Consider the following 22,367-nt stretch of genomic DNA (forward strand, 5'->3'; position numbering starts at 1 on the left):
GCTAGCCTCGCCTGAATCGGCTTTTGGGACACGGCAAGGCAGTGACAGAAAAAGCCCATGGCGGTTCTGTCGCCGCGCTCGGCGCCATCGTTGCGGGTGCCTTGATCCTGCAGGTCGCAGGCACGATCGTGAACACGGTCGTGCCGCTGCAGATGGCGATCGCGAACCAGCCGCCGCTGCTGATCGGCCTCGTCGCCTCGGCCTATTCGCTCGGCTTCCTGATCGGCTGCTTCGTCAATCCCTCGCTCGTCCGACGGGTCGGGCATATCCGCGGCTTTGCGGTGTTCGCCGCGCTCCAGGCCGTCTCGACGCTGAGCTTTCCCTTGCTGCCGGAAGCCTGGTGGGGGGTCTCGCGACTGGTCATGGGCCTGGCGGCGGCCGGCCACGGCATCTGCATCGAGAGCTGGATCAGCGGGCAGGCCAACCGGGCCCAGCGCGGCCGCATCTTCGGCATCTACCAGATCCTCAACCGCGTCGCCCTGATCGGCTCGCAGATCGGCGTCGGCTATGTCGCGATCCAGTCGCAGGACGTCTTCCTCTTCGCCAGCATGGCCTTCTCGATCGCGCTGGTCCCGGTCGCGCTGACGCGTGCCCGCGGCCCTGAATCGAGCGAGATCGTCTCGGTCGGGCTGCGGACGCTGTGGCAGCAGGCACCGGCCGCCGTCGTCGGCTGCCTCTATGTCGGCATGGTGGGCGGCCCGCTGACGAGCGTGACCCCGGCCTATGGCATCCTGTCCGGCCTCGATCAGCGCACCACCATCCTGCTCACGGCCGGCATCCAGATCGGCGCCCTCCTGCTGCAATGGCCGATGAGCCTGCTCGCGGACCGCGTCGCCAGCCGCCTGATCATGCTGATCGCCACCAGCATCGTCGCGATCACGGCAGCCGGACTCTCGACGCTGCTGCAGGTCGATCCGGCCCATGGCCGCCTCTGGCTCTTCGGCCTGTTCGCCCTGATCGGCGGCTGCAGCATCCCGCTTTATACGGTCGCAGTGACGCACGCCTATTTCCGCATGGGGCGCGACCAGGCCGTCGGCCTCTCGGCGCAGCTGCTCTTCCTCTGGGGCACGGGCTCGGCGATCGGACCGTTGGCCGCGACCCTGCTGATGCAGCTTGCGGGCCCGCAGGGCATGCTGGTCTATCTGCTCGGGCTGTCGGTCGCCGTCGCCATCTACATCGCGCTGCGGATCTCGCGAAACCCGTCTCCGCCGCTCGTCGAGGGTGGTGCCACCGCCCCGACGATCCCTGACATCGAGATGGCCAAACGCTAGGAAGCAGGGCGGCGCTTCGATGCCGCCGCCATGCCGCAGCTTGCCCGACCTAGCGAATATCCGCCGAGGTCAGGCCTGGCCAATTGCCCTCGGCACGGGCGATGTAGCTATTCGGCTTGCCGAGCCAGGTCTTGCGGACGCCGAGATCGTAGTTGAGGTAGAGCTGGCCATCGACGATCGACCAGGCCTCCGGCTCGATCTTGACGAGATAGCCGCGCGAGGTGCCGTAGGCGCAGAAGCCGCCATAGGCCGGCAGATAGCGCCGGGGATCGGCCTCGAATGCCGCCTTGTTCTCGGCGCTGGCGAAGCGCCAGCTGGCGCCGCCATGGTTGACCGAGAACTCGGCCTTGCCGAGCCGCGGGCCGCCCTCGCGGAAATAGGCGACGGGGTCGTAGCCGCGAATGGCGATACCGTCGGGCGAGCCGAGCGTATTGACCGGACGGAGGGCGTCGGCCTGGGCAAGAGGTGCCGAAAGTGCCGCCGCGAAGGTCCCGGCAGCGATCCGGAGGAAGCTGCGCCTGTCGAACATGGCGTTTCTCCTTGCTTGCGCTGGCGATCAGCGTGAGTGCGCTTCGAGCGCTTCGAAAATGTAGGCGGCGAGGTAGCCGTAGATGGCGTGCCCGATCAGGCTCATCAGCGAGAGCCGCGGCACGTCGTTGAGCAGAAAGTGCTGGCCGGCCAGCGGGGCGAAGAAGCCGAGCGCGATGAAGTAGGTGATCACGCCCCAGATCCAGCCATCGGCCGGCATGCCGAAGCTCTTCACCCAGCGGGTCAGGATCCAGTAGCCGAGCGGATAGACCAGGAAGCCGGTGAGGAAGTGCAGCAGCTTGGCCACCGGCGTCGACAGCGTCAGCCCGAACTGGTGCGCGAACAGCGATTTCACCAGCTCCGGCGGCTCCAGCGGGAACTCGGCGAACCAGGCGGTCGGCACAGCGGCGAAGAGCTCCCAGAAGCCGAGCCCGGCGAAGCCGCCGAGCATGAGATGGCCCAGCGTCCGGCTCGACGGGAGGGCGAAGCTGCGCGGCATGGCTGCTGTCGTGGTCATGATGTCGTTCCTTCCTTGTATGATCAGTGGGCGATGGCGAGGGGCGTTGCGGCGATGGCGAGGGCGGCGATGCGGCCTGCCGGCCGGCGCTCGAGCAGCGCGAGGCGGCGTGCGGCGAACAGGTTGTTGCCGCCGCGGCGGGCCAGCCGCTCCGTCAGGATCAGGCCTGCGCGCTCATGGTTGCCGGAGCGGATCAGGCTCTCGACATAGGCCTGCTCGAACAGGTCGCGCTGGGCGTGGCTACCGCCGATGGCAAGCAACCTGCCGCGGGCGGCGCCGAGAAGGCGCGCGGCCTCGGCGTAATCCTCTTCCTTGAAGGCGATCAGACCGAAGGCCGCGAGCACGCCGCCCTGGGCGGCTTCCATGCGCTCGCCGCTGGGATGAGAGCAGGCGTCGAGGACGAGGCTGCGCGCGATCGCCTCTGCGTCCTGGGGGCGGCCGGCGCCGAGCAGCGAAAGCACATAGTGCAGATCGGCGAAGATGAGGCGGCCGTCGTTGACGCGGCTTTCCGCCTTGGCGGCGAGCTCTTCCCAGCGGTACCCGACATCGACGCCGGCATAGTCGAGCCGGGCCAGGAGCGAGGCGCCATTGGCGATGTCACGATAGTCGTCGGTCTGCTCGGCCCGGATCTCCTCGTCATAGAGCCGCAGCACCTCGGCGATCTCGCCGCGCTCGAGATGGAACAGAGCGAGATGCCAGAAGATGTGGAACCGCAGGTTGTTGGCGTGGGCGAAGCTGCGCCCGTCGCCGAGCCAGGCAACCCCTTCATCGGCGCGGCCGGTCATTTCCAGCACATGGGCGACAGCATGCCGGCCCCAGGCATCGCGCGGGCTCAGGGCGACGGCGCGGCGGCCGACGCGCTCGGCCTCGGCATAGAGGCCGCGTTCTTCCAGGGCGAAGGCGTAGCAGCCGTTGACATAGCCGGCGAGCGGATGCTGCTCGCCGAAGACTGGAGCGACGCGATGCAGCGTCGCGAGCATCTCCTTCTGGTCGCCCAGCATGAAGCGGATGGCATGCGAGAGCTTCAGCGCGAGGACATCGCGCGGATGGTCGTCCAGAACGGCTTCCAGCCGCTGCGCCGCCCGCCGCGGCGCCTCGTCGAGCCAGAGCGCGAGCGCCTCGATGACCATGCGCTCGCGCCGCGTCACGGAGCGCCTTGCTACGGCGGCATAGGCCTGTTCGAGACAATCGCGGGCCGGGCCGAGCAGCTCGGCGCGGGCGAGCGACATCAGCATCAGCCCCTTGGCGGCATGCGCCAGCGCGAAATCGGGATCTGCGGAAAGCGCGCGGGCGAGATGCTCCGGCGCCGCCGCGGCATGCGCCAGCACCGCTTCGAGCGTATCGTTCCAGGCGAGCCTTGCGGCATCGTTCGCGACGGTCACGCGGTCGCCGGAGAGATCATGGTACATTGGCAGGCTCCTTTGCAGCGCTCGCGACGAGCGCTCATCGGGGAGTTCGCAGGCGGTCGATCAAACGGCGATCAACTCGCTTCACGGACCCGTGTCGGCAGCGGCAGGCCAGCCATGGCCGGCTCGGCTTCGGGCCTTGGCGCCGGTCCCGCCCAGGGCGCGCGCTTGAACCAGCCGACGAGCACCGCCGCGGTGAGGATCAGCGCGAAGCCGGAGAGATTGAGCGCCGCGACGACCAGCTCGCTGTGCCCGGCCAGTTCGGCGATGCTGCCGGCGAGCCGGGCGAGGACGACGCTGGCGAGGAAGGCGGCGAGCGATTGCCGGCCGATCAGGACGAGGAGGTGGCCGAAGCCCCTGTCGAGCCGGTCGCGCACCGGCTCGATCAGGCTGAGGACCAGATAGGCCAGAGCGAGGAAGTGCAACGGACGCAGGAGATGGAGATTGCTCTTCTCGCTGGCGGGCAGGACGAGATCGCGCAGCGCCTGCGCCGCCGGCCAGTGCTCCAGGACACCCCAGAAGGAGAGCGGCACGGAGAGCAGCAGGATCGCGGCGCAGGCCAGCATCAGCCGCCGGTCGCGCAGGCGCGGCGCCGGCAGCCAGCCCATCCCCAGGAAGAAGCCGATGAAGAAGATCAGCTGCCAGGCGAAGGGATTGAGGAACCAGCCGGCGCCATTCCAGGGATTGCCGGTGAGGTTGAGACCGCTAGTCCAGACCAGCACATAGAGCAGTCCGGAAAGCGCAAAGGGCAGCGCCGGATGCAAGGAGCGCGCAGCCATCATGACGGGCACCAGCGCCAGGATGACGAGGTACATCGGCAGGATGTCGAGATAGTCCGGCTGCCAGGTCAAGGTGACGAGGCCGAGGATTGCCCCTGCGGGGTCGGTGAGAAGCGGCCCGAATTGCTCCGCGAGCTCGGCCATGCCGAAGCTGCGATCGATCAGCGCGGCGAGCGCGATCGCGGCCAGGACGAGACCGAGCTGAGCCCAATAGACCTGCCAGATCCGATAGGCGATGCGCGCCGTGCCAAGCAGGAGTCCGCGCCGGGCGAAGACGCTGCCGAAGGCGAGCGCGCTGGCGAAGCCCGAGATGAAGACGAAGAGCTCGGCCCCGGAGGAGAAGCCGAAGCGGGCGGGGATGAAGGCGTTCCAACTGTTCTGCGGCAGATGCGCCACGAAGATGATCAGCATGGTCAGCCCGCGGAAGACATCGAGCCGCGCGTCGCGCGGCCGCTTCTCCGGCTTCTGCTGGACCTGGCTCATCAGAACGCCCCCTCGTAGTCGGCAGCGTCGATGCGGCAGGCGAGCACGGTGAAGCCCTCGCGGCCGAAAGCGGCCGCCGCCTCGTGCCGCAACCCGGCGCGATCGGTGATCGTGGCGCCATGGCCGCCCATCGCCCGCGCGATCGCGGCGAAATCGGTCGCGCCGAAATCGACTCCCACTCGCTTCAGTCCGAGCTGGCGCTGCTTCAGCGCAATCAGACCGAGGCTCGCATCGACCAGGACGACGATCACCACCGGCAGCTTCAGGTCATGCAGCGTAGCGAGCTCGCCGAGCACCATCTCCAGCCCGGCATCGCCGACAAAGCAGAGCACCGGCCGGCCCGAACCGAGCGCGGCCCCGGTGGCGAGGGGCAGCGCGCAGCCCATGGTGCAGAGCCCGGTCGATTGCAGCAGCCGGCGCGGTCCGTCGCAATGCCACATCTGGCTGAGCAGGATGCGATGCGCGCCGGAATCGGCGGTCGCGACCGTTCCCGCCGGCGCGACCTCGCGCAGCGTCTCGAACACGGCATGCGGCCCCCAGGCGGAGGGCGCCGCGAAGGCGGCCCGAAAGCGCGAGCGGGTTTCACCCGGTTCGCCCCCCGGCCATGTCGCCTTGGTCTCCTGGCCATCCGCCAGCCTGGCCAGGGTGGCGCCGACATCGCCCTCGAACAGCAGCGTCGCGGCGTGCATGCCGTGCTGCAGCGGTTCGGCGACGATATCGATGACGCATTTGCCGGCGGGCCAGGGATTGCGCCAGCCCTGACGCATCTCGATCGGGTCGTAGCCGGCGAGCACGATAAGATCGGCCGCGTCGATGAGCGGCTGGACGATCGCATCGGCCTTCGGCGAGAGCCCGACGCCGCCGATGACGCGCGCATCGTCCTCCGGCAGAAGTCCCTTGGCCTTGTAGGTCGTGAGCAGGGGCGCTCCGGTCCGGTCGAGGAACCGGTCGAGCGCGGCCGCGCCGCCCTGATTGACGAGATCGAGCCCGGCGATGACGAGCGGCCGGCGCGCCTGTGCGAGCAGGCCACGGGCGAAGCCGAGATCGGCCGGGACGACCGGCTGCGCCAGGGCCGTCACCGGTGGTTCCCGCCAGGCAGTGCGTGCCTCGGCAACGGAGATCGGCAGGTCGATATGGACCGGACCGGGGCGGCCGCGCCGGGCGAGCGCCACGGCCTTCTCGACGACCAGATCCTCGGTGCCGGGCGCGGCAGGGAAGCTCGCCTTGACCAGCGGGCGCAGCACGGCCTGATGATCGAAGACCTGATGGGTGTAGCTCTCGGCCAGGGCCTGATCGACGCAGCCGGTGACGAAGACCAGCGGCACGCGGTCCTGCTGCGCATTGGCGACGACGTTGACCGCATTGGCGACGCCCGGCCCCAGGGTCGCGACCAGGACTGGCAGTACGCCGGTCGCGTGCCAGAGCCCCTCGGCCATGAAGCCGGCGGCATTCTCGTGCCTGGCCAGCAGGAAGCGAATCCCGGCGCGCTCCAGCGCATCGACCAGAGCCAGCACCTCGCCGCCAGGAATGCCGAAAGCATGCGTCGCGCCGGCCGCACGGAGCCGGGCCGCCAGCAGATCGGCACCAGTCACCAATGCCGGGGGATACGCGCTGCCGCTCGTCTCGTGCGATCCGAATTCCTGGCGCATGTGCCCTCTCCCGCCTGCCGCCGCAGCGGCTTGCAGGGGAGATCGCAACGGAACGGCGATTGGTTACAGGCTCACGCCGATGTGAGCTTCGGGCTGACGCCGAAGCAGCGCCGGCTTGTGGGCAGGCCCATGCCGTGCCACGGAGTGGCAAAGCTCGCATCATTGCGGAAAAGTGCTCAAGCCTTGTCGCTCGACGAACTCGAAACCGAGCTCCGGCCTGTCTTCCTCGCCGCACTCGCCGGCGATGGCGCCGCGTACAAGGTCTTCCTCGATGCGATCAGCGCGCGTCTGCGCGGCTATCTGCGCCGGATGCTGGCACGGAGCGGGCGCAGCGAGCCGAGCGAAGCCGAGGACGTCCTGCAGGAGACCCTGCTGGCGCTGCACCTCTCCCGCCATACCTACGAGCCGTCGAGCCCGGTGACGGCTTGGGCCCACGCGATCGCGCGTTACAAGCTCGTCGACCATCTGCGCCGGACCGGCCGGCACGCCGGCCATCTTCCGCTCGACGACGAAGTCGAGCGGATCGCCGCGCCCGAAAGCTCCGCCGCCGACGCCCGGCTCGATCTCGAACGCGCCATGCAGGCCCTGCCGGAGCGCACGCGCCGGCTGATCGAACAGGTCAAGCTCCAGGGTTCCAGCGTCGCCGAAGCGGCGAATGCGGCGGGCATGACGGAAAATGCAGCCAAGGTCGCGATCCATCGCGGCCTGCAGGCCATGGCCAGGCTGTTGTCGAAGCCGGGTCGGCCACCCTGAAGCCGCCGAACCGATCACGCATGTAACCTCTTGCCGGCTTGCGGCGAATTCTCCTTAAGCCACCCCTGGCGAACCCGAGCAATGAAGACCGACGAGCTGATCTCCCTCATGGCCGCGAGCCACCAGCCGGTGGACACCGGCCGGCTGCGCCGCGCGACCTGGCTCGCGGCAGCGGCGGCCGTCGCTGCGACGATGGCGCTGCTCGTCGTCACGCTCGGCGCGCGTCCCGATCTCGCTCAGGCGCTGACGACCACGCCGGTCATCGCCAAGCTGGTCTTCGGTGCCGGCGTCGCCGGTGTCGCGCTCGTCCTGTTCCAGCAGAGCCTGCGGCCGGGGCTGCAGCCAAGACGGCTCCTGCCACTCGCCGCAATTCCGGTGGCGTTGATCCTGGCCTGGGCGCTGATCACGCTGGCACAGGCGCCGTCCGGGCAGTGGAACGCACTTGTCTTCGGCCGCTACTGGCGCAGCTGCCTCGTCAATGTGCCGCTCTATGCGCTGCTGCCGCTGCTGGTCATGCTGCTGCTGGCCCGCCGGGGCGCGCCGGTCGAGGGCCGCCTGACCGGGGCATTGGCCGGCCTCGCATCGGGAGGCCTGGCCGCGATCGCCTACGCCCTGCACTGTCCCGACGATACGATCCCGTTCCTGGCGACCTGGTACACGCTCGCGATCGCCTTGGTCACCGGCCTCGGCGCACTCATCCTGCCGCGCTTCCTGCGCTGGTAGTGGCCGCCCTTGGCACGGCGCTTTTCGGGCCGTTCAAATGCCCAGATAGGCCTCGCGGATGCGCGGATCGGCGATCAGCTCGTTGGCCGTGCCGCTGATGATGATGCGGCCGGTCTCCATGACATAGCCGCGATCGGCGATCTGCAGGGCGGCATAGGCGTTCTGCTCGACCAGCAGCACGGTGACGCCGAGCGATTTCAGGTTCTTCACCACGTCGAGGATCTGCGCCACGAGGATCGGCGCCAGTCCCATGCTCGGCTCGTCGAGCAGCAGGCAGGCGGGGCGCGCCATCAGCGCGCGGCCGATCGCCAGCATCTGCTGCTGGCCGCCCGAGAGGCCGCCAGCCGGCAGATTGCGCTTCTCCTTGAGGATCGGGAACATGGTGAAAGCGTCGGCCATGTCGCGCTCGACGCGTTCGTCAGCGAAGAGATAGGCGCCGAGCCGCAGGTTCTCCTCGACGGTCAGGTTGGTGAAGATCAGCCGCCCTTCCGGCGATTGCGACAGGCCTAAGGCCACGCGGCGATGGGCCGGGATCGCCTTCAACGCCTCGCCGCGGAAGATGATCGCGCCGCCGCTCGCCGGCTGGACGCCGGAGATGCAGCGCAGCAGCGTCGTCTTGCCGGCGCCGTTGGCGCCGACGACGGTGACGATCTCGCCCGAGCCGACTTCGAGGTCGACGCCGTGCAGGACCTCGATGCGGCCGTAGCGCGAGCGCAGGCCCTCAACCGACAGCATCGCCCGCCTCCGTCGCCTGCGTGCCGAGATAGGCCTCGATCACCCTGGGGTCGCGCGAGACGGCAGCCGGCGCCCCCTCGGCGATCTTCTCGCCGCGATCGAGCACGACGATATGCTTGGAGATGCGCATCACCATCTTCATGTCGTGCTCGACCAGCAGGATGGCGACGCCGGACTTGGCGACCTCGGCGATCAGATGGTCGATCTCCTCGGTCTCGACCGCATTGCAGCCGGCCGCCGGCTCGTCGAGCAGGAGGATGCGCGGCTCGAGCGCCAGCGCCCGGGCGATCTCGAGGCGCTTGAGCGCGCCATAGGAGAGCGACGACGCCTCCCGCTCGGCGGCACGCGCCAGGCCGACACGCTCCAGAAGCTCGCTCGCGCGGAGCTTGGCCGCGGCGCTGCGGCGGCGCGAGGACGGCAGGCTGAGGAGGTCGCTCAGGACCGGCCCGCGCTCCTTGAGATGGCAGCCCGTCATGGCGTTCTCCAGCACGCTCATGCGCTGGAAGATCTGCAGGTTCTGGAAGGTGCGCGACAGGCCGCGCTCGGCCAGCCGGTTGGGCGCCATGCCGGTGACGTCGTTGCCATCGAGCGCGATCTTACCGCGCTGGGGCTGGTAGACGCCCGAGATCATGTTGAACAGCGTGGTCTTGCCGGCGCCGTTGGGGCCGATCACCGAGACGATCTCGCCCGGCGAGACCGAAAAGCCGACATCGTTGACCGCGCGCAGGCCGCCGAAATCGATACCGAGGCCCTCGACCGAAAGGAGCGTCATCAGCCCCTCCCCTTCAGGCGGCGCATGATCGAGGGCAGCAGCCCCTCGCGCATGAAGATCATCACCAGCATCATGATCAGGCCGAGGATGAGGTTCTCGTATTGCTGCAGCACGGTCAGCGCCTGCGGCAGCAGCGTCAGCGTCGCGGCGCCGAGGATGGCGCCCGGCACCGAGCCGACACCGCCGAAGACAGTCATCGTCACCAGCTCGACCGAATGCAGGAAGCCGGCGACATCCGGCGTGATGAAGCGGTTCATCAGCGCCAGCAGCGAGCCGGAGAGCGAGGCATAGACGGCCGAGATCACGAAGGCCGAGAGCTTCAGCCGGGCAACGTCGACGCCGACTGTGCGGGCCGCGACCTCGGAATCATGCAAAGCGCGCAACGCCCGGCCCGACGGGCTGTCATGCAGGTTGAGCGCGATCCAGGCGCCGGCGAGCATGGAAAGACCCGTGGCGGCGTACCAGAACTGCGCATTGCTCAAACCGACGCCGATGGAGGCGAGCGCGCTGCGCAGGCCGAGCTCCGCGACCTCGCGCCCGTCCGGCCCGCCGGTGATCTTCGCCTCATTGGCGAGCACCATCGAGACGAGGATGCCGAAGCCGAGGGTGGCGACAGCGAGGTAATAGCCCTTGAGGCGCAGGATCGGCCGGCCGATCAGCCAGGCGACGCCGCCGGAGAGCACGGCGCCGAGCAGCATGGCGAGGCCCGGATGCAAGCCGAGATAGCCAGGGGCCAGCGCACAGGCATAGGCGCCGATGCCGGCAAAGCCGGCATGGCCGAGGCTGATCTGGCCGGCAAAGCCGATCAGGACGACAAGGCCGGTGACCGCGAGCCCGTTGACGAAGATCAGCGCGCCTATGCGGTAATAGAAATTCGAGGGGAAGAAGGCCGGCGCCAGCGCGATCAGCACGGCCAGCACGATCAAAGTGAGATGCTTCTGGGACAGGCGCATCGTCACACCCGGTCCATCGCCTTGCGGCCGAACAACCCTTGCGGCCGGGCGAACAGGATCACGAGGATCAGCACGAAGGCGACGGCATCCTTGTAGACCGAACTGATATAGCCAGCCGTGAGCGCCTCGATCAGCCCGAGCAGCAGGCCGCCGACCAGCGCGCCGGCCGGAACACCCATGCCGCCGAGCATGGCGGCAGCGAAGCCCTTCAGCGCCATTGCGACGCCGAGATCGTAGCTGGTCAGAGTGATCGGCGTGACGAGCACGCCGGCGAGAGCGCCGATAGCGGCCGAGACCGCGAAGCTCAGGGTCATCATGTGATTGGGGTTGATGCCGACCAGGCTCGCCGCAATGCGGTTGTTGGCGGTGGCGAGCACGGCCTTGCCGGTCAGCGTGCGGGCGAAGAACAGCCACAGCGCGAGGAAGATCGTGACCGCCCCGGCGATGACCCAGAGGCCCTGCGGCAGGATCGTCGCGCCAAAGACCCTGAGCGGATCGTCGCCGGAGAAGCTCGGAAAGCGATGAAGCTGCTTGTCGAAGACGAGCTGGGCGCTGCCGCGCAGGAAGATCGAGGCGCCGATCGTGATGATGATCAGGCTGGCGACGGGGGCGCCGCGCGCCGGCTCGATCGCCAGCTTGTTGAGGAGCACGCCGATCGTCGCAGCGGCGAGGATGGCGAGCAGCGCCGCCAGCGGCAGCGGGACGCCGGCCTGCCAGGCGAAGAAGGTGATCATCCCGCCCAGCATGACGAACTCGCCCTGGGCGAAGTTCACCACGTCGGAGGCGTTGTAGATCAGCGTGAAGCCGAGCGCGACGAGCGCATAGACCGCCCCGACCGTCACGCCCGACAACAGGTATTGCAGAAGTTCGGGCACTTGATGCTCCAGGCTTCCCTTCCCCCCTTGCGGGAGAAGGTGGCGCGCAGCGCCGGATGAGGGGTCGCGCAGGCCTTGAAAGCTCTGGGGAACGCGGCGCCGGGGCTCGCGATCGGCGTCACGCGACCCCTCACACTAACCCTCTCCCGCAAGGGGAGAGGGGATAGCGCGTTCCCTTCCGCTTTACTGCACCAGCGCCCAGTTGCCGCCCTTGATCTCGAGCATGCGGAAGGCGGAGAGGTCGAGGCCGAGATGGTCTGATGCCGCCATGTTGAAGGTGCCGGTCACGCCGACGAAGCTCTTCGTGCCTTCCAGCGCATCGCGGATCGCCTTCGGCTCGGCCTTGCCGGCGCGCTTGATCGCGTCGACCAGCAGCCGCAGGCCGTCATGGGCATAGCCGCCGAAGGTGGAGGCGGGCTGGTTGAACTTCGCCTGGTAGGCGCTCGTATAGGCGGAGACGACCGCCTTCTGCGGGTCGTTCGCCGGCAGGAGATTGGCGACGAGGACGGCGGTGCCGGGCAGGCGCACGCCTTCCGAGGCCGGGCCGGCGAGATCGATGAAGCTCTTCGAGGCGACGCCATGCGACTGGTAGAGCGGCGTCTTGATGCCGAGCTGGCCATAATTGCGCGTGACGATCGCCGGCCCCTGGCCGAAGCCCGGGTTGAGGATCGCCTGCACCTCCGCCTTGGAGCGGATATTGGTAAGCTGCGGGGTCATGTCGGCGTCGTTCGGGCCGTAGGTCTCTTCGGCCAGCACGGTGATGCCGAACTCGCCGATAACCTGCAGGCATTGCTTGCGCATCGAGGCGCCGAAGCCGTCCGAGCCGGAGATCAGCGCGATCTTGCTGAAGCCCTTGGCCTTCATGTCCTCGAAGATCTTGCGGCAGGCCATCCGGTCGGTATGCGGCGTCTTGAAGACGAAGGGCTTGACCGGGTCGATGATCTCGATCGCCCCCGCCAGCGAAATGAACGGGATCTTGGCATTTTCGACGACCGAGATGATCGACATGGTGGTGCCGGTGGTCGAGCCGCCGACGATGGCGACGACCTCGTCGTCCTCGACCAGGCGGGTGGCGAAGGTGCGCGCCTTGTTCGGGTCGCCGCCATCGTCATAGAGGAAGAGCTTGATCTTCTGGCCGAGCACGCCGCCGGCGGCATTGATCTCGTCGACCAGCAGCTTGAGCGTCTTGGCCTCGGGATCGCCGAGCGAGGAAGCCGGGCCGGTCTCGGAGACCGAGGCGCCGATCTTGATGTCGGCGAAGGCCGGGCCAGCGAGGCCAAGCGTCAGCGCGAGCGCGCTGCCGAAGACTTTGAACTTCATCATTTCCTCCCGGTGCCACGTATTTTTATGTCGTTCGTCGTCGCGCGGCTGAACGCTCAGAGCGCGGTCGTCGTCGTTCCCGCATGGCGCGTGGTCGAGCCTCGGGGCAGGTTTGCAACCTTCACCTGAGACCAACTCGCGCCTTCGTTGGATTAATAATTGACCGACCGTTCGGACTATGCAAGGGATTTTTTGAAGCGACGGCTCAAGGCCGCGACTGCATGGGAGGAAAGCAGATGTCCGATACGGTCAAGGTGGCGCTCGCCGACGGCCTGCTCCGGCTGACGCTCAATCGCCCGGACAAGCTGAATTCCTTCAACGAGGAGATGCATCTGGCCCTGCGCGCCGGCTTCCAGCGCGCGCATGACGAGAGCGAGATCCGCGCGGTCCTGCTGACGGGCGCCGGTCGTGGCTTCTGTGCCGGCCAGGATCTCGGCGATCGCGACCCGCGCAAGGAAACCGCGCCGGATCTCGGCCGCACGATCGAGACCTTCTACAACCCGCTGATCCGCCTGATCCGCAGCCTCGACAAGCCGGTCATCTGTGCAGTCAACGGGGTCGCCGCCGGCGCCGGCGCCAATATCGCGATCGCCTGCGACATCGTGCTGGCGGCCCGCTCGGCGAAGTTCATCCAGGCCTTCTCCAAGATCGGCCTCGTCCCCGATTCCGGCGGCACCTGGAGCCTCGCGCAACTGCTCGGCGAAGCCCGTGCCAAGGCGCTCGCCCTGACGGCGGAACCGCTGACGGCCGAGACCGCCGCGTCCTGGGGCCTGATCTGGCGCGCCGTCGACGACGCCGAGCTGATGAACGAGGCCGAGGCGCTCGGCAGGAAACTCGCCGCCGGCCCGACCTTCGGGCTCGGCCTGATCAAGCAGGCGATCCAGGCCTCGGCCAGCAACACGCTCGACCAGCAGCTCGATCTCGAGCGCGACCTGCAGCGCCGGGCCGGCCGCAGCGCCGACTATGCCGAGGGCGTCCTCGCCTTCCTCGACAAGCGCCAGCCAAAGTTCAGCGGACGATGAGCCTCGACTTTTCCGATCCCGTCGCCGTCGCCCGCGCTTCGGCCGCAGCGATGTGGGAGAAGGACCTCGCCTCGCGCAGCCTCGGCATGAGCCTCGACGCGGTCGGCCCGGGCGAGGCGCGGCTGTCGATGACCGTCACGGCGGCGATGACCAATGGCCACAAGACCTGCCATGGCGGCTACATCTTCACCCTGGCGGATTCGGCCTTCGCCTTCGCCTGCAACAGCTACAACCAGAACACCGTCGCGCAGCACTGCTCGGTGACCTTCCTGCGGCCCGCCTTCGAGGGCGACCGGCTGACCGCCAGCGCCGGCGAGGTCTCGCGCATCGGCCGCGGCGGCATCTACGACATCAAGGTGACGAACCAGAACGGCGAGCACGTCGCGGAATTCCGCGGCCACTCCCGCACCGTCAAGGGCACGCCGATACCCGAGCCGGGCTGAACGTTCCGGCCGAAACAAGACGAGAGCGGAGGAAACCCATGGAAGACCTTTCGCCCCGCCCGGGCGATCTCGACGCCATCGAAACGGCCTCTCGCGACGAAATCTCGGCGCTCCAGCTCAAGCGGCTGAAGACGACGCTCGACCACGCCTATCGCAATTCGCCGCATTACTGGGCGCAGTTCGACAAGGCCGGCGTCCATCCCGACGACCTCAAGACGCTGTCCGACCTTTCGAAATTCCCGTTCACGGTGAAGAAGGACCTGCGCGACACCTATCCGTTCGGGATGTTCGCGGTGCCGCAGGACAAGGTTGCGCGCATCCACGCCTCCTCCGGCACGACCGGCAAGCCGACCGTCGTCGGCTACACCCAGAACGACATCGAGATGTGGGCGACCTGCGTCGCCCGCTCGATCCGGGCGGCCGGCGGCCGGGCCGGCGACATCTGCCATGTCGCCTATGGCTATGGTCTGTTCACCGGCGGCCTCGGTGCCCATTACGGCGCCGAGAAGCTCGGCTGCACGGTGATCCCGATCTCCGGCGGCATGACCGAGCGCCAGGTCTGCCTGATCCAGGACTTCAAGCCGCGCATCATCATGGTGACGCCGTCCTATATGCTGTCGATCCTCGACGAGTTCCGCCGCCAGGGTATCGACCCGCGCTGCTCCTCGCTCGCCGTCGGCATCTTCGGCGCCGAGCCCTGGACCAATGCGATGCGCGAGGAGATCCAGCAGGATTTCGACATGCACGCCGTCGACATCTACGGCCTGTCGGAGGTGATCGGCCCGGGCGTCGCCAGCGAATGCGTCGAGACCAAGGACGGGCTGCATGTCTGGGAGGACCATTTCTACCCGGAGATCATCGATCCCGAGACCGGCGCGGTCCTGCCCGACGGTGAGATGGGCGAACTGGTCTTCACCTCGCTGACCAAGGAAGCGCTGCCGATCATCCGCTATCGCACCCGCGACCTGACCCGGCTCCTGCCCGGCACGGCGCGGGCAATGCGCCGGATCGAGAAGATCACCGGTCGCAGCGACGACATGATGATCCTGCGCGGCGTCAACATCTTCCCGACGCAGATCGAGGAACAGCTGCTGAAATGCGGCGGGCTGGCCCCGCATTTCCAGATCGAGCTTGTCCGCGCCGGCCGCATGGACGACATGGTCGTGCATGTCGAGGCGATGCCGCACGCTGCCGACGAGGCCGCCCGCGCCGCCTCGGCCCGGGAGCTTGCGCACCACATTAAAAGCGTGGTGGGAGTGAGCACGAAAGTGAGGGTTGGCGACCCCGATTCGGTCGAGCGTTCGGCTGGAAAGGCGAGGCGCGTCGTCGACAACCGGCCGAAAGGATAGCAGGCGATGGCCCGGACCAGGGCTGCGGATTTCGACGAGAAGCGCCGCAGCATCCTCGACAGCGCCGCAGCCGTCTTCGCCAAGCTCGGCATGGAGCGCGCCTCGATGGCGCAGATCGCCCAGGAGAACAACGTCTCCAAGGCGCTGCTCTACCACTACTATCCGAGCAAGGACCTGCTGATCTTCGATATCGGCCGCACCCATCTGGTCGAGCTCGAGGAAGCGATCATCGAGGTCGACCGGCCCGATCTCGAGCCCCGGGCGCGGCTGCGCCACCTGATCGGCGGCGTGCTGGAGAATTACCGCACCGCCTCGAACTTCCACCAGGTCCTGCTCAACGGCACGGGCTCGCTCACCGAACCCCAGCGGCTGGAGCTGCGGGAGATGGAGCGCCGCATCGTCAAGGCGTTCTCGGACGTGCTGGTCGACATCAACCCGGCGCTGGCGGAGAACCGCGCCGGTGTGACCCCCGTCACCATGTCGCTCTTCGGCATCCTGAACTGGGTCTACACCTGGTTCCGGCCCAGCGGCGCGCTGAGCCGCGAAGGCTATGCCGACATGGTCACCGCACTGTTCCTCGACGGTGCCGCGGCGCTGAAATAGCAACCCGAACTGATCGCAAAAGCACCGATCAGGCGGCCTGCTTCGCAGCGGGCACCGAAGCTTCGCTCAGCAGCCGGGCCACCGTCGCCTTGACCTCCGCGACCGCCGCCTCCTTCACCGGGCCGTAGCCACGGATATCCATCGGCGCCCTGGCGAGCGCGAGCTGTGAATCGGGCGCCCGCGCAGGCAACTGCGCCAGCATCTCGTCGATCAGCCCTTCGTACCAATCGATCAGCGCGCGCTCCATCTTGCGCTCTGCTGTATAGCCGAACACGTCGAAGGCCGCGCCGCGCAGGCCCTTGAGGCGCGCCAGCAGGCGCAACGGCGTCTGGATCCACTGGCCGAAGCGGCGCTTCAACGGCCGCCCGCGCGCATCCTTGTCGCCGCCGAGGAAGGGCGGGGCAAAATGGTAGTTGACCTTGAAGTCGCCGTCGAAGCTGCGCTTCAGCTCGTCGAGGAAGCCGGTGCCCATATGCAGCCGCGCCACCTCGTACTCGTCCTTGTAGGACATCAGCTTGAACAGCGAGCGGGCAACTGCGTCGGTGAGGGCCTCGCTGCCGAACGGCCGCTCAGCCGCACGAACCTTGTCGACGCCAGCCCGATAGCGCCGCGCCCAGGCCTCATCCTGATAGTCGACGAGGAAGCGCTCGCGCCGGGCGATCACCTCGTCCAGGCTTTCCGGCGTGGCGACGATCGGGGCCGACGCAAAGGCTGTGGGATCGGCAGCCGCAAGCCGCCCGGCGGCAAAAGCCTGCCGGTTGCGCTCGACCGCGACGCCATTGAGTTCGATGGCACGGTGGAGAGCATCCAGCCCCACCGGAACCAGCCCCTGCTGCCAGGCATGGCCGAGCATGACGATGTTGGCGAACACGGCATCGCCGAACAGCTCTTCCGCCAACCCATTGGCATCGACGGCGCGAACGTTCTCGGCGCCGGCCACCTGCTCGATCTCCTTCAGCCGACGGCGTGTCGCGAGGTCGGCGTCGCGGCGGCGCACGATGTCGCCGGTCGGCATCTCGGCCGTATTGACCAGCGCCCGCATGCCGGAGCGGTAGGTGGCGGAGGCCTTGGGCGAGGACGATACGACGATGTCGCAGCCGATCAGCGCATCCGCCCTGCCATTGTCGATGCGGACCTGGTTGACCGCCTCGGGCGTTTCCGCGAGCCGCAGGAAGGACAGCACCGGCCCGAACTTCTGGGCGAAGCCGGTGAAGTCGAGGACCGAGCTGCCCTTGCCCTCGAGATGGGCCGCCATTGCGATCAGCGCGCCGACCGTGATGACGCCGGTGCCGCCGACGCCAGTGACGAGCAGATCATAGGGCCTGTCGAGCGTCGGCAAGGCCGGTCTCGGCAGCAGCGCCGCCCGCCCGACGAAGTCGCTTCCGCTCGCCTGGCGCTTGCGGCGGGTGGCGCCTTCCACCGTCACGAAGCTCGGGCAGAAGCCGTCAAGGCAGGAGAAGTCCTTGTTGCAGTTCGAGAGGTTGATCTGGCGCTTGCGGCCGAACGGCGTCTCCTTCGGCTCGACGCTGAGGCAGTTCGAGGCCACCGAACAATCGCCGCAGCCCTCGCAGACGAGGTCGTTGATGTAGGCGAAGCGCTGCGGGTCCACCATCGTGCCGCGCTTGCGCCGGCGGCGCTTCTCGGTGGCGCAGGCCTGCTCATAGATCAGCACCGAGACGCCCTTGATCTCGCGGAGCTCGCGCTGGACCGCATCGAGCTCGCGGCGGTGATGGATCGTGATGCCATGCGGCAGGCCCGCGGGCGTGAATTTCTCGGGCTGGTCCGAGACCAGCGCGATGCGCTCGACGCCCTCGGCGCGGACTTCCTGCGCGATCGCGTGGACGCTGATCGGCCCGTCGACCGGCTGGCCGCCGGTCATGGCCACGGCGTCGTTGTACAGGATCTTGTAGGTGATGTTGGCCTTGGCGGCGATGGCCTGGCGGATCGCCATCGAGCCGGAATGGTAATAGGTGCCCTCCCCCAGGTTCTGGAAGATGTGGCCCCTGCCGGTGAACAGGGAGGAGGCTGCCCAGTTCACGCCCTCGCCGCCCATCTGGATCAGCGAGGTGGTCTCGCGATCCATCCAGCTCGCCATGAAATGGCAGCCGATGCCGGCCAGCGCCTTCGAGCCTTCCGGCACCTTGGTGGATGTGTTGTGCGGGCAGCCGGAGCAGAAATAGGGCGTTCGGGTCGCGCCCGGCACCTGGATGATACGTCCGGTCTCGGGTACGAGAGCCGCAGCGCGCTCGGTCAGGCCCAGGTCCGGGAACAGCGCGTCCAGCCGCTTCGCCACGACCGGCGCCAGCAGGCGCGGCGAGAGTTCGCCGATCCATGAGATCAGGCGATTGCCGTCCTCGTCGCGCTTGCCGACCATGGAATGCGGCTTATGGCCGGGATAGTCGTAGAAATACTCCTTGAGCTGGCTCTCGATGATGCCGCGTTTCTCCTCGACGACGAGGATCTCCTCCTTGCCGCGCACGAACTCCAGCGCCGAGTGGCGGGCCAGCGGCCAGACCATGCCGACCTTGTAGATGTCGATGCCGTGGCTGCGGCAGGCCGCCTCATCCAGGCCGAGCAGGCGCAGCGCTTCCATCAGGTCGAGATGCGCCTTGCCGGTGGTGACGATGCCGAAGGAGGCCTCGGGGATGTCGTAGATGCGCCGGTCGATCGGGTTCGCCTCGGCGAAGGCGAAGACGGCCATCTTCTTGGCCTCCATGCGCTCCTCGATCTGCGGCCCCGGCAGGTCCGGCCAGCGATAGTGCAGCCCGGTCGCTGGTGGCGTGTAGTCCGGCTCGTTGAACTGGCGCGGCGCTGGCAGCTCGACCGACTGGCCGCTCTCGACCGTCTCCGAGATCGCCTTGAAGCCGACCCACATGCCGGAATAGCGCGACAGCGCGTAGCCATATTCGCCGAAGGCGAGGTATTCGCCGACCGAGGCCGGGTTCAGCGTCGGCATGAACCAGGCCATGAAAGCGACGTCGGACTGGTGCGGCATCGACGACGAGACGCAGCCATGATCGTCGCCGGCGACCACCAGCACGCCGCCATGCGGCGAGGAGCCATAGGCGTTGCCATGCTTCAGCGCGTCGCCGGCGCGGTCGACGCCGGGCCCCTTGCCGTACCAGAGGCCGAAGACGCCCTGCACCGTCCTGTCCGGATTGGTCTCGACCTGCTGCGAGCCGAGCACGGCGGTGGCGGCAAGGTCCTCGTTGACCGCCGGCAGGAACTCGATGCCGTGCTGCCCGACCAGATCCTTGGCGCGCCACAATTCGAGGTCGACGCCGCCAAGCGGCGAGCCGCGATAGCCGGAGATGAAACCGGCGGTGTCGAGGCCATTAGCGCGGTCGCGCCGGGCCTGGTCGAGCGCGATCCGGACCAGCGCCTGCGTGCCGGTCAGGAACACGCGGCCGGTGGTCCTGGTGTAGCGGTCGCCCAAGGCATAGTCGGCGAGCAGACTGGTCGATGAGGTACCGGCCATGGCTTGGCCTCCCGAAAGATTTATTCGGGTGATTCTAAACTCGGCCGGCTGGAAAGATTTGCCAGTTTCACCGCGTCTCGTTGCCAATCGGGTTAAACTGACCGATGTTCCTGCCGATCCAGGATAATTCTTTCAGGCGAAGGCGATGGAGCTCACCGAGCAGGACCGCAAGCTGATCACGCTGCTGCAGGCGGATGCGCGCATCTCGAACCAGGAGCTGGCAGAGGGCGTCGGTATGTCGGCCTCGGCCTGCTGGCGCCGGGTGCGGGCGCTCGAGGAAGCCGGCGTGATTTCGAGTTATCGCGCCATCGTCGACCCCGCCAAGGCCGGGCTCGCCTTCAGCGCAATGGTGCATGTCGCGCTGGTGCGCCACGAGGCGGACCATGTGAAGACGTTCATCTCACGCGTAACCGGGCGGCCGGAGGTGCTGGAATGCTTCGCGACCACCGGCGAGGCCGACTACCACCTGCATGTCGTCTGCCGCGACAAGGACGCCTATAACGATTTCCTCGAGCACTTCCTGTTCAGGCTGCCCGGCATCGCCAATGTCCGCACCAACCTCGTCCTGAGGGAGATCAAGGTGCACGGGCCGGTGCCGGTCTGACCGGCACCGCTCCTTCTGCCCTAGCAGCTATTGCGGCCAGGTCTTCGCCACCATGGTCAGCACGTCGTATTGCGCGACGAGCTGGGCCTCCTGGTTGCTGACCGTGCAGTCCCAGCGCACCTCGCCGTACTCTTCGGTCTCGCGCGGATTGATCTGCTTGCAGGTCAGCGTCACCTGCAGTGCGTCGCCCGGATTGACCGGAGTGAGGAAGCGCAGCGCGTCGACGCCGTAGTTGGCGAGCACCGGGCCGGGCGCCGGATCGACGAACAGGCCGGCCGCGAACGAGACGATCAGATAGCCATGCGCGACGCGCCCGTCGAAGAAGGGGTTCGCCTTGGCCGCCTCCTCGTCCATATGGGCGTAGAAGGTGTCGCCGGTGAAATGGGCGAAATGCTCGATGTCCTCCAGCGTCACTGTGCGCGAGGCCGTAACGAGCTGGTCGCCGATCTCCAGCTCTGCCAGCGACTTGCGGAAGGGATGGATGCCATCCTTCCGCGTCTTCGCGCCCTGCATCCAGCGGCCGGTGACCTCCGACAACAGCCAGGGCGCGCCCTGGACGGCCGTGCGCTGCATGTAGTGCTTGACCGAGCGCATGCCGCCGAGTTCCTCGCCGCCGCCGGCGCGGCCCGGCCCACCATGGACCAGGACCGGCAAGGGCGAGCCATGGCCGGTCGAGGACTTGGCGCTGACGCGGTTGCCGAGCATGACGCGGCCATGCCAGGGACCGAGCGCCTCGACAGCCTCGCGCGCGAAGACGGCATCGTTGGTGAAGACCGAGGCGACAAGACTGCCCTTGCCGCGCCGCGCCAGTTCCGCCGCTTCCTCGGCAGTCTCGTAAGGAATGATCGTGCTGACCGGGCCGAAGGCCTCGACGTCGTGGACGGCCTTGGCGGAGCCCGGCTTGTCGCAATAGAGCAGGACAGGGCTCAAGAAGGCGCCGGCCTCAGCATCGCCGGACATCAGCTTGGCCTGGGCTGGATCGCCGGCGACGATCTCGGCATCCCCCTGCAATTCGGCGATGCGGGCGCGGACCTCGTCGCGCTGGGCGAGGCTGGCGAGCGGGCCCATCCGCGTCGCCTCCTCGCCGGGATTGCCGAGCGCAGTCTTGGCGAGACGATCGCCGAGCGCCTTGATCAGCGGCTCGATGGCAGCGCGCGGCGCGATCACGCGGCGGATCGCCGTGCATTTCTGCCCGGCCTTCACCGTCATCTCGCGGGCGACTTCCTTGACGAAGAGATCGAACTCCTCGGTGCCGGCGACAGCATCCGGCCCCAGGATCGCGGCATTGAGCGAATCCGCCTCCATGGTGAAGCGCACGGAGTTCTCGACGATGGCCTTATGGGTCTTGAGCTTGCGGCCGGTTGCGGCCGAACCGGTGAAGGTCACGACGTCCTGGCAATCGACATGATTGAGCAGGTCGCCGACCGAGCCGCTGATCAGTTGCAGCGCGCCCTTAGGCAGGATGCCGGTCGCGATGATCCTGCGCACCATCAGTTCGGTCAGATAGGCGGTCTGGCTCGCCGGCTTGACGATCGCGGGCATGCCGGCGAGCAGGGTCGGCGCCAGCTTCTCCAGCATGCCCCAGCACGGGAAGTTGAAGGCGTTGATATGGATCGCGACGCCCTCCAGCGGCGTCAGGATGTGCTGGCCGGAGAAGCTGTTGTCCCGCGAGAGCGCCTCGACATCGCCATCGACGAGGGTGCGCGTGTTCGGCAGTTCGCGCCGGCCTTTCGAGGCATAGGACAGCAAGGTGCCGACGCCGCCCTCGATGTCGATCCAGCTGTCGGTCCGCGTCGCGCCGGTCGCGGTCGAGAGGGCGTAGAACTCCTCTTTCGCCTCCATCAGCGCCTGGCCGAGCGCCTTCAGCATCAAGGCGCGTTCGTGGAAGCTGAGCTTGCGCAGCGCCGGGCCTCCGGCCTCGCGGCCATGATGCAGCGCACGCTTCATGTCGAGGCCACTGGCATCGATCAGCGCGACCTCGGCCCCCGTCGCCGCATCGAGCAGCGGCACGGCCTTGCCGGCGCCGCGGACCCAGTCTCCGGCGATGAAGGATTCGAGCTGGCGGACGGTCTTCACTGGCGCGTTCATCCCTGGAGATCCCTTG

20 protein-coding genes are annotated in these 22,367 nt (G+C 67.8%); 8 read left to right on the plus strand and 12 right to left on the minus strand.

Annotated features, from left to right (window positions below):
- Positions 1–41 precede the first annotated feature (41 nt).
- Entirely contained in the window at positions 42–1,271 is a 1,230-nt protein-coding gene (locus ACWIGM_RS02480) for an MFS transporter (protein WP_454024343.1), read from the plus strand.
- 49 nt (positions 1,272–1,320) lie between these two features.
- Here the strand turns inward: ACWIGM_RS02480 and ACWIGM_RS02485 are convergent, their stop codons facing one another.
- The 5 genes from ACWIGM_RS02485 to ACWIGM_RS02505 form a co-directional block, all read right to left on the minus strand.
- On the minus strand, positions 1,321–1,800 hold the full coding sequence (locus ACWIGM_RS02485; protein ID WP_454024344.1) for a YHS domain-containing (seleno)protein: 480 nt from the start codon (positions 1,798–1,800) through the stop codon (positions 1,321–1,323).
- Between the two features lie 27 nt (positions 1,801–1,827).
- Positions 1,828–2,316: a hypothetical protein gene (locus tag ACWIGM_RS02490; RefSeq protein ID WP_454024345.1), complete on the minus strand. Its 489-nt coding sequence runs from the start codon at positions 2,314–2,316 to the stop codon at positions 1,828–1,830.
- A gap of 23 nt (positions 2,317–2,339) precedes the next feature.
- The gene (locus ACWIGM_RS02495) at positions 2,340–3,725 is read right to left on the minus strand and encodes a tetratricopeptide repeat protein (RefSeq protein ID WP_454024346.1); all 1,386 of its coding nucleotides are present in this window, start codon (positions 3,723–3,725) and stop codon (positions 2,340–2,342) included.
- A 71-nt stretch (positions 3,726–3,796) separates the two neighbouring features.
- Complete coding sequence (locus ACWIGM_RS02500; protein WP_454024347.1) at positions 3,797–4,984, minus strand: OpgC family protein; 1,188 nt, start codon at positions 4,982–4,984, stop codon at positions 3,797–3,799.
- Positions 4,984–6,633: a thiamine pyrophosphate-binding protein gene (locus tag ACWIGM_RS02505; protein WP_454024348.1), complete on the minus strand. Its 1,650-nt coding sequence runs from the start codon at positions 6,631–6,633 to the stop codon at positions 4,984–4,986. Before ACWIGM_RS02505 ends, ACWIGM_RS02500 begins: the two co-directional genes overlap by 1 nt.
- A gap of 183 nt (positions 6,634–6,816) precedes the next feature.
- Between ACWIGM_RS02505 and ACWIGM_RS02510 the strand changes: the two genes are divergently transcribed.
- Together ACWIGM_RS02510 and ACWIGM_RS02515 are read left to right on the plus strand one after the other, a co-directional pair.
- The gene (locus tag ACWIGM_RS02510; RefSeq protein ID WP_454024349.1) at positions 6,817–7,386 is read left to right on the plus strand and encodes a sigma-70 family RNA polymerase sigma factor; all 570 of its coding nucleotides are present in this window, start codon (positions 6,817–6,819) and stop codon (positions 7,384–7,386) included.
- A gap of 81 nt (positions 7,387–7,467) precedes the next feature.
- Entirely contained in the window at positions 7,468–8,109 is a 642-nt protein-coding gene (locus ACWIGM_RS02515; protein ID WP_454024350.1) for an NrsF family protein, read from the plus strand.
- A 33-nt stretch (positions 8,110–8,142) separates the two neighbouring features.
- Here the strand turns inward: ACWIGM_RS02515 and ACWIGM_RS02520 are convergent, their stop codons facing one another.
- The 5 genes from ACWIGM_RS02520 to ACWIGM_RS02540 form a co-directional block, all read right to left on the minus strand.
- Positions 8,143–8,844 carry an ABC transporter ATP-binding protein gene (locus ACWIGM_RS02520; RefSeq protein WP_454024351.1) on the minus strand — a complete coding sequence of 234 codons (702 nt, stop codon included), beginning with the start codon at positions 8,842–8,844 and terminating at the stop codon, positions 8,143–8,145.
- Positions 8,831–9,616 carry an ABC transporter ATP-binding protein gene (locus ACWIGM_RS02525; protein WP_454024352.1) on the minus strand — a complete coding sequence of 262 codons (786 nt, stop codon included), beginning with the start codon at positions 9,614–9,616 and terminating at the stop codon, positions 8,831–8,833. Before ACWIGM_RS02525 ends, ACWIGM_RS02520 begins: the two co-directional genes overlap by 14 nt.
- Positions 9,616–10,569 carry a branched-chain amino acid ABC transporter permease gene (locus ACWIGM_RS02530; RefSeq protein ID WP_454024353.1) on the minus strand — a complete coding sequence of 318 codons (954 nt, stop codon included), beginning with the start codon at positions 10,567–10,569 and terminating at the stop codon, positions 9,616–9,618. Before ACWIGM_RS02530 ends, ACWIGM_RS02525 begins: the two co-directional genes overlap by 1 nt.
- A gap of 2 nt (positions 10,570–10,571) precedes the next feature.
- Positions 10,572–11,444 (minus strand): branched-chain amino acid ABC transporter permease, encoded by an 873-nt coding sequence (locus ACWIGM_RS02535; protein WP_454024354.1) that lies wholly within the window; start codon positions 11,442–11,444, stop codon positions 10,572–10,574.
- Between the two features lie 183 nt (positions 11,445–11,627).
- Complete coding sequence (locus tag ACWIGM_RS02540) at positions 11,628–12,764, minus strand: ABC transporter substrate-binding protein (RefSeq protein WP_454024355.1); 1,137 nt, start codon at positions 12,762–12,764, stop codon at positions 11,628–11,630.
- A gap of 236 nt (positions 12,765–13,000) precedes the next feature.
- Between ACWIGM_RS02540 and paaG the strand changes: the two genes are divergently transcribed.
- Genes paaG through ACWIGM_RS02560 form a run of 4 tightly spaced genes read left to right on the plus strand, consistent with a single transcriptional unit; the run spans position 13,001 to position 16,181 of the window.
- On the plus strand, positions 13,001–13,786 hold the full coding sequence (gene paaG / locus ACWIGM_RS02545; protein ID WP_454024356.1) for a 2-(1,2-epoxy-1,2-dihydrophenyl)acetyl-CoA isomerase PaaG: 786 nt from the start codon (positions 13,001–13,003) through the stop codon (positions 13,784–13,786).
- A complete protein-coding gene (gene paaI, locus ACWIGM_RS02550; protein WP_454024357.1) occupies positions 13,783–14,229 on the plus strand; it encodes a hydroxyphenylacetyl-CoA thioesterase PaaI in 447 nt (148 codons plus the stop codon). The genes paaG and paaI overlap by 4 nt, the downstream gene beginning before the upstream one ends.
- 38 nt (positions 14,230–14,267) lie before the next feature.
- Positions 14,268–15,578, plus strand: coding sequence for a phenylacetate--CoA ligase PaaK (paaK, locus tag ACWIGM_RS02555; RefSeq protein WP_454024358.1), 1,311 nt, complete (start codon positions 14,268–14,270; stop codon positions 15,576–15,578).
- A 6-nt stretch (positions 15,579–15,584) separates the two neighbouring features.
- On the plus strand, positions 15,585–16,181 hold the full coding sequence (locus ACWIGM_RS02560; RefSeq protein ID WP_454024359.1) for a TetR/AcrR family transcriptional regulator: 597 nt from the start codon (positions 15,585–15,587) through the stop codon (positions 16,179–16,181).
- 28 nt (positions 16,182–16,209) lie between these two features.
- Here ACWIGM_RS02560 and ACWIGM_RS02565 read toward each other — a convergent pair whose 3' ends face one another.
- The gene (locus ACWIGM_RS02565) at positions 16,210–19,659 is read right to left on the minus strand and encodes an indolepyruvate ferredoxin oxidoreductase family protein (protein WP_454024360.1); all 3,450 of its coding nucleotides are present in this window, start codon (positions 19,657–19,659) and stop codon (positions 16,210–16,212) included.
- A 145-nt stretch (positions 19,660–19,804) separates the two neighbouring features.
- On the opposite strand from ACWIGM_RS02565, the gene ACWIGM_RS02570 reads away from it, so the two are divergent.
- Positions 19,805–20,263, plus strand: a complete 459-nt coding sequence (locus tag ACWIGM_RS02570; protein WP_137883155.1) for an Lrp/AsnC family transcriptional regulator — start codon at positions 19,805–19,807, stop codon at positions 20,261–20,263.
- A gap of 27 nt (positions 20,264–20,290) precedes the next feature.
- Here the strand turns inward: ACWIGM_RS02570 and paaZ are convergent, their stop codons facing one another.
- Positions 20,291–22,351, minus strand: coding sequence for a phenylacetic acid degradation bifunctional protein PaaZ (paaZ, locus tag ACWIGM_RS02575; RefSeq protein ID WP_454024361.1), 2,061 nt, complete (start codon positions 22,349–22,351; stop codon positions 20,291–20,293).
- Positions 22,352–22,367: the final 16 nt, after the last annotated feature.

The sequence above is a fragment of the Allobosea sp. NPDC055332 genome (assembly GCF_053645455.1).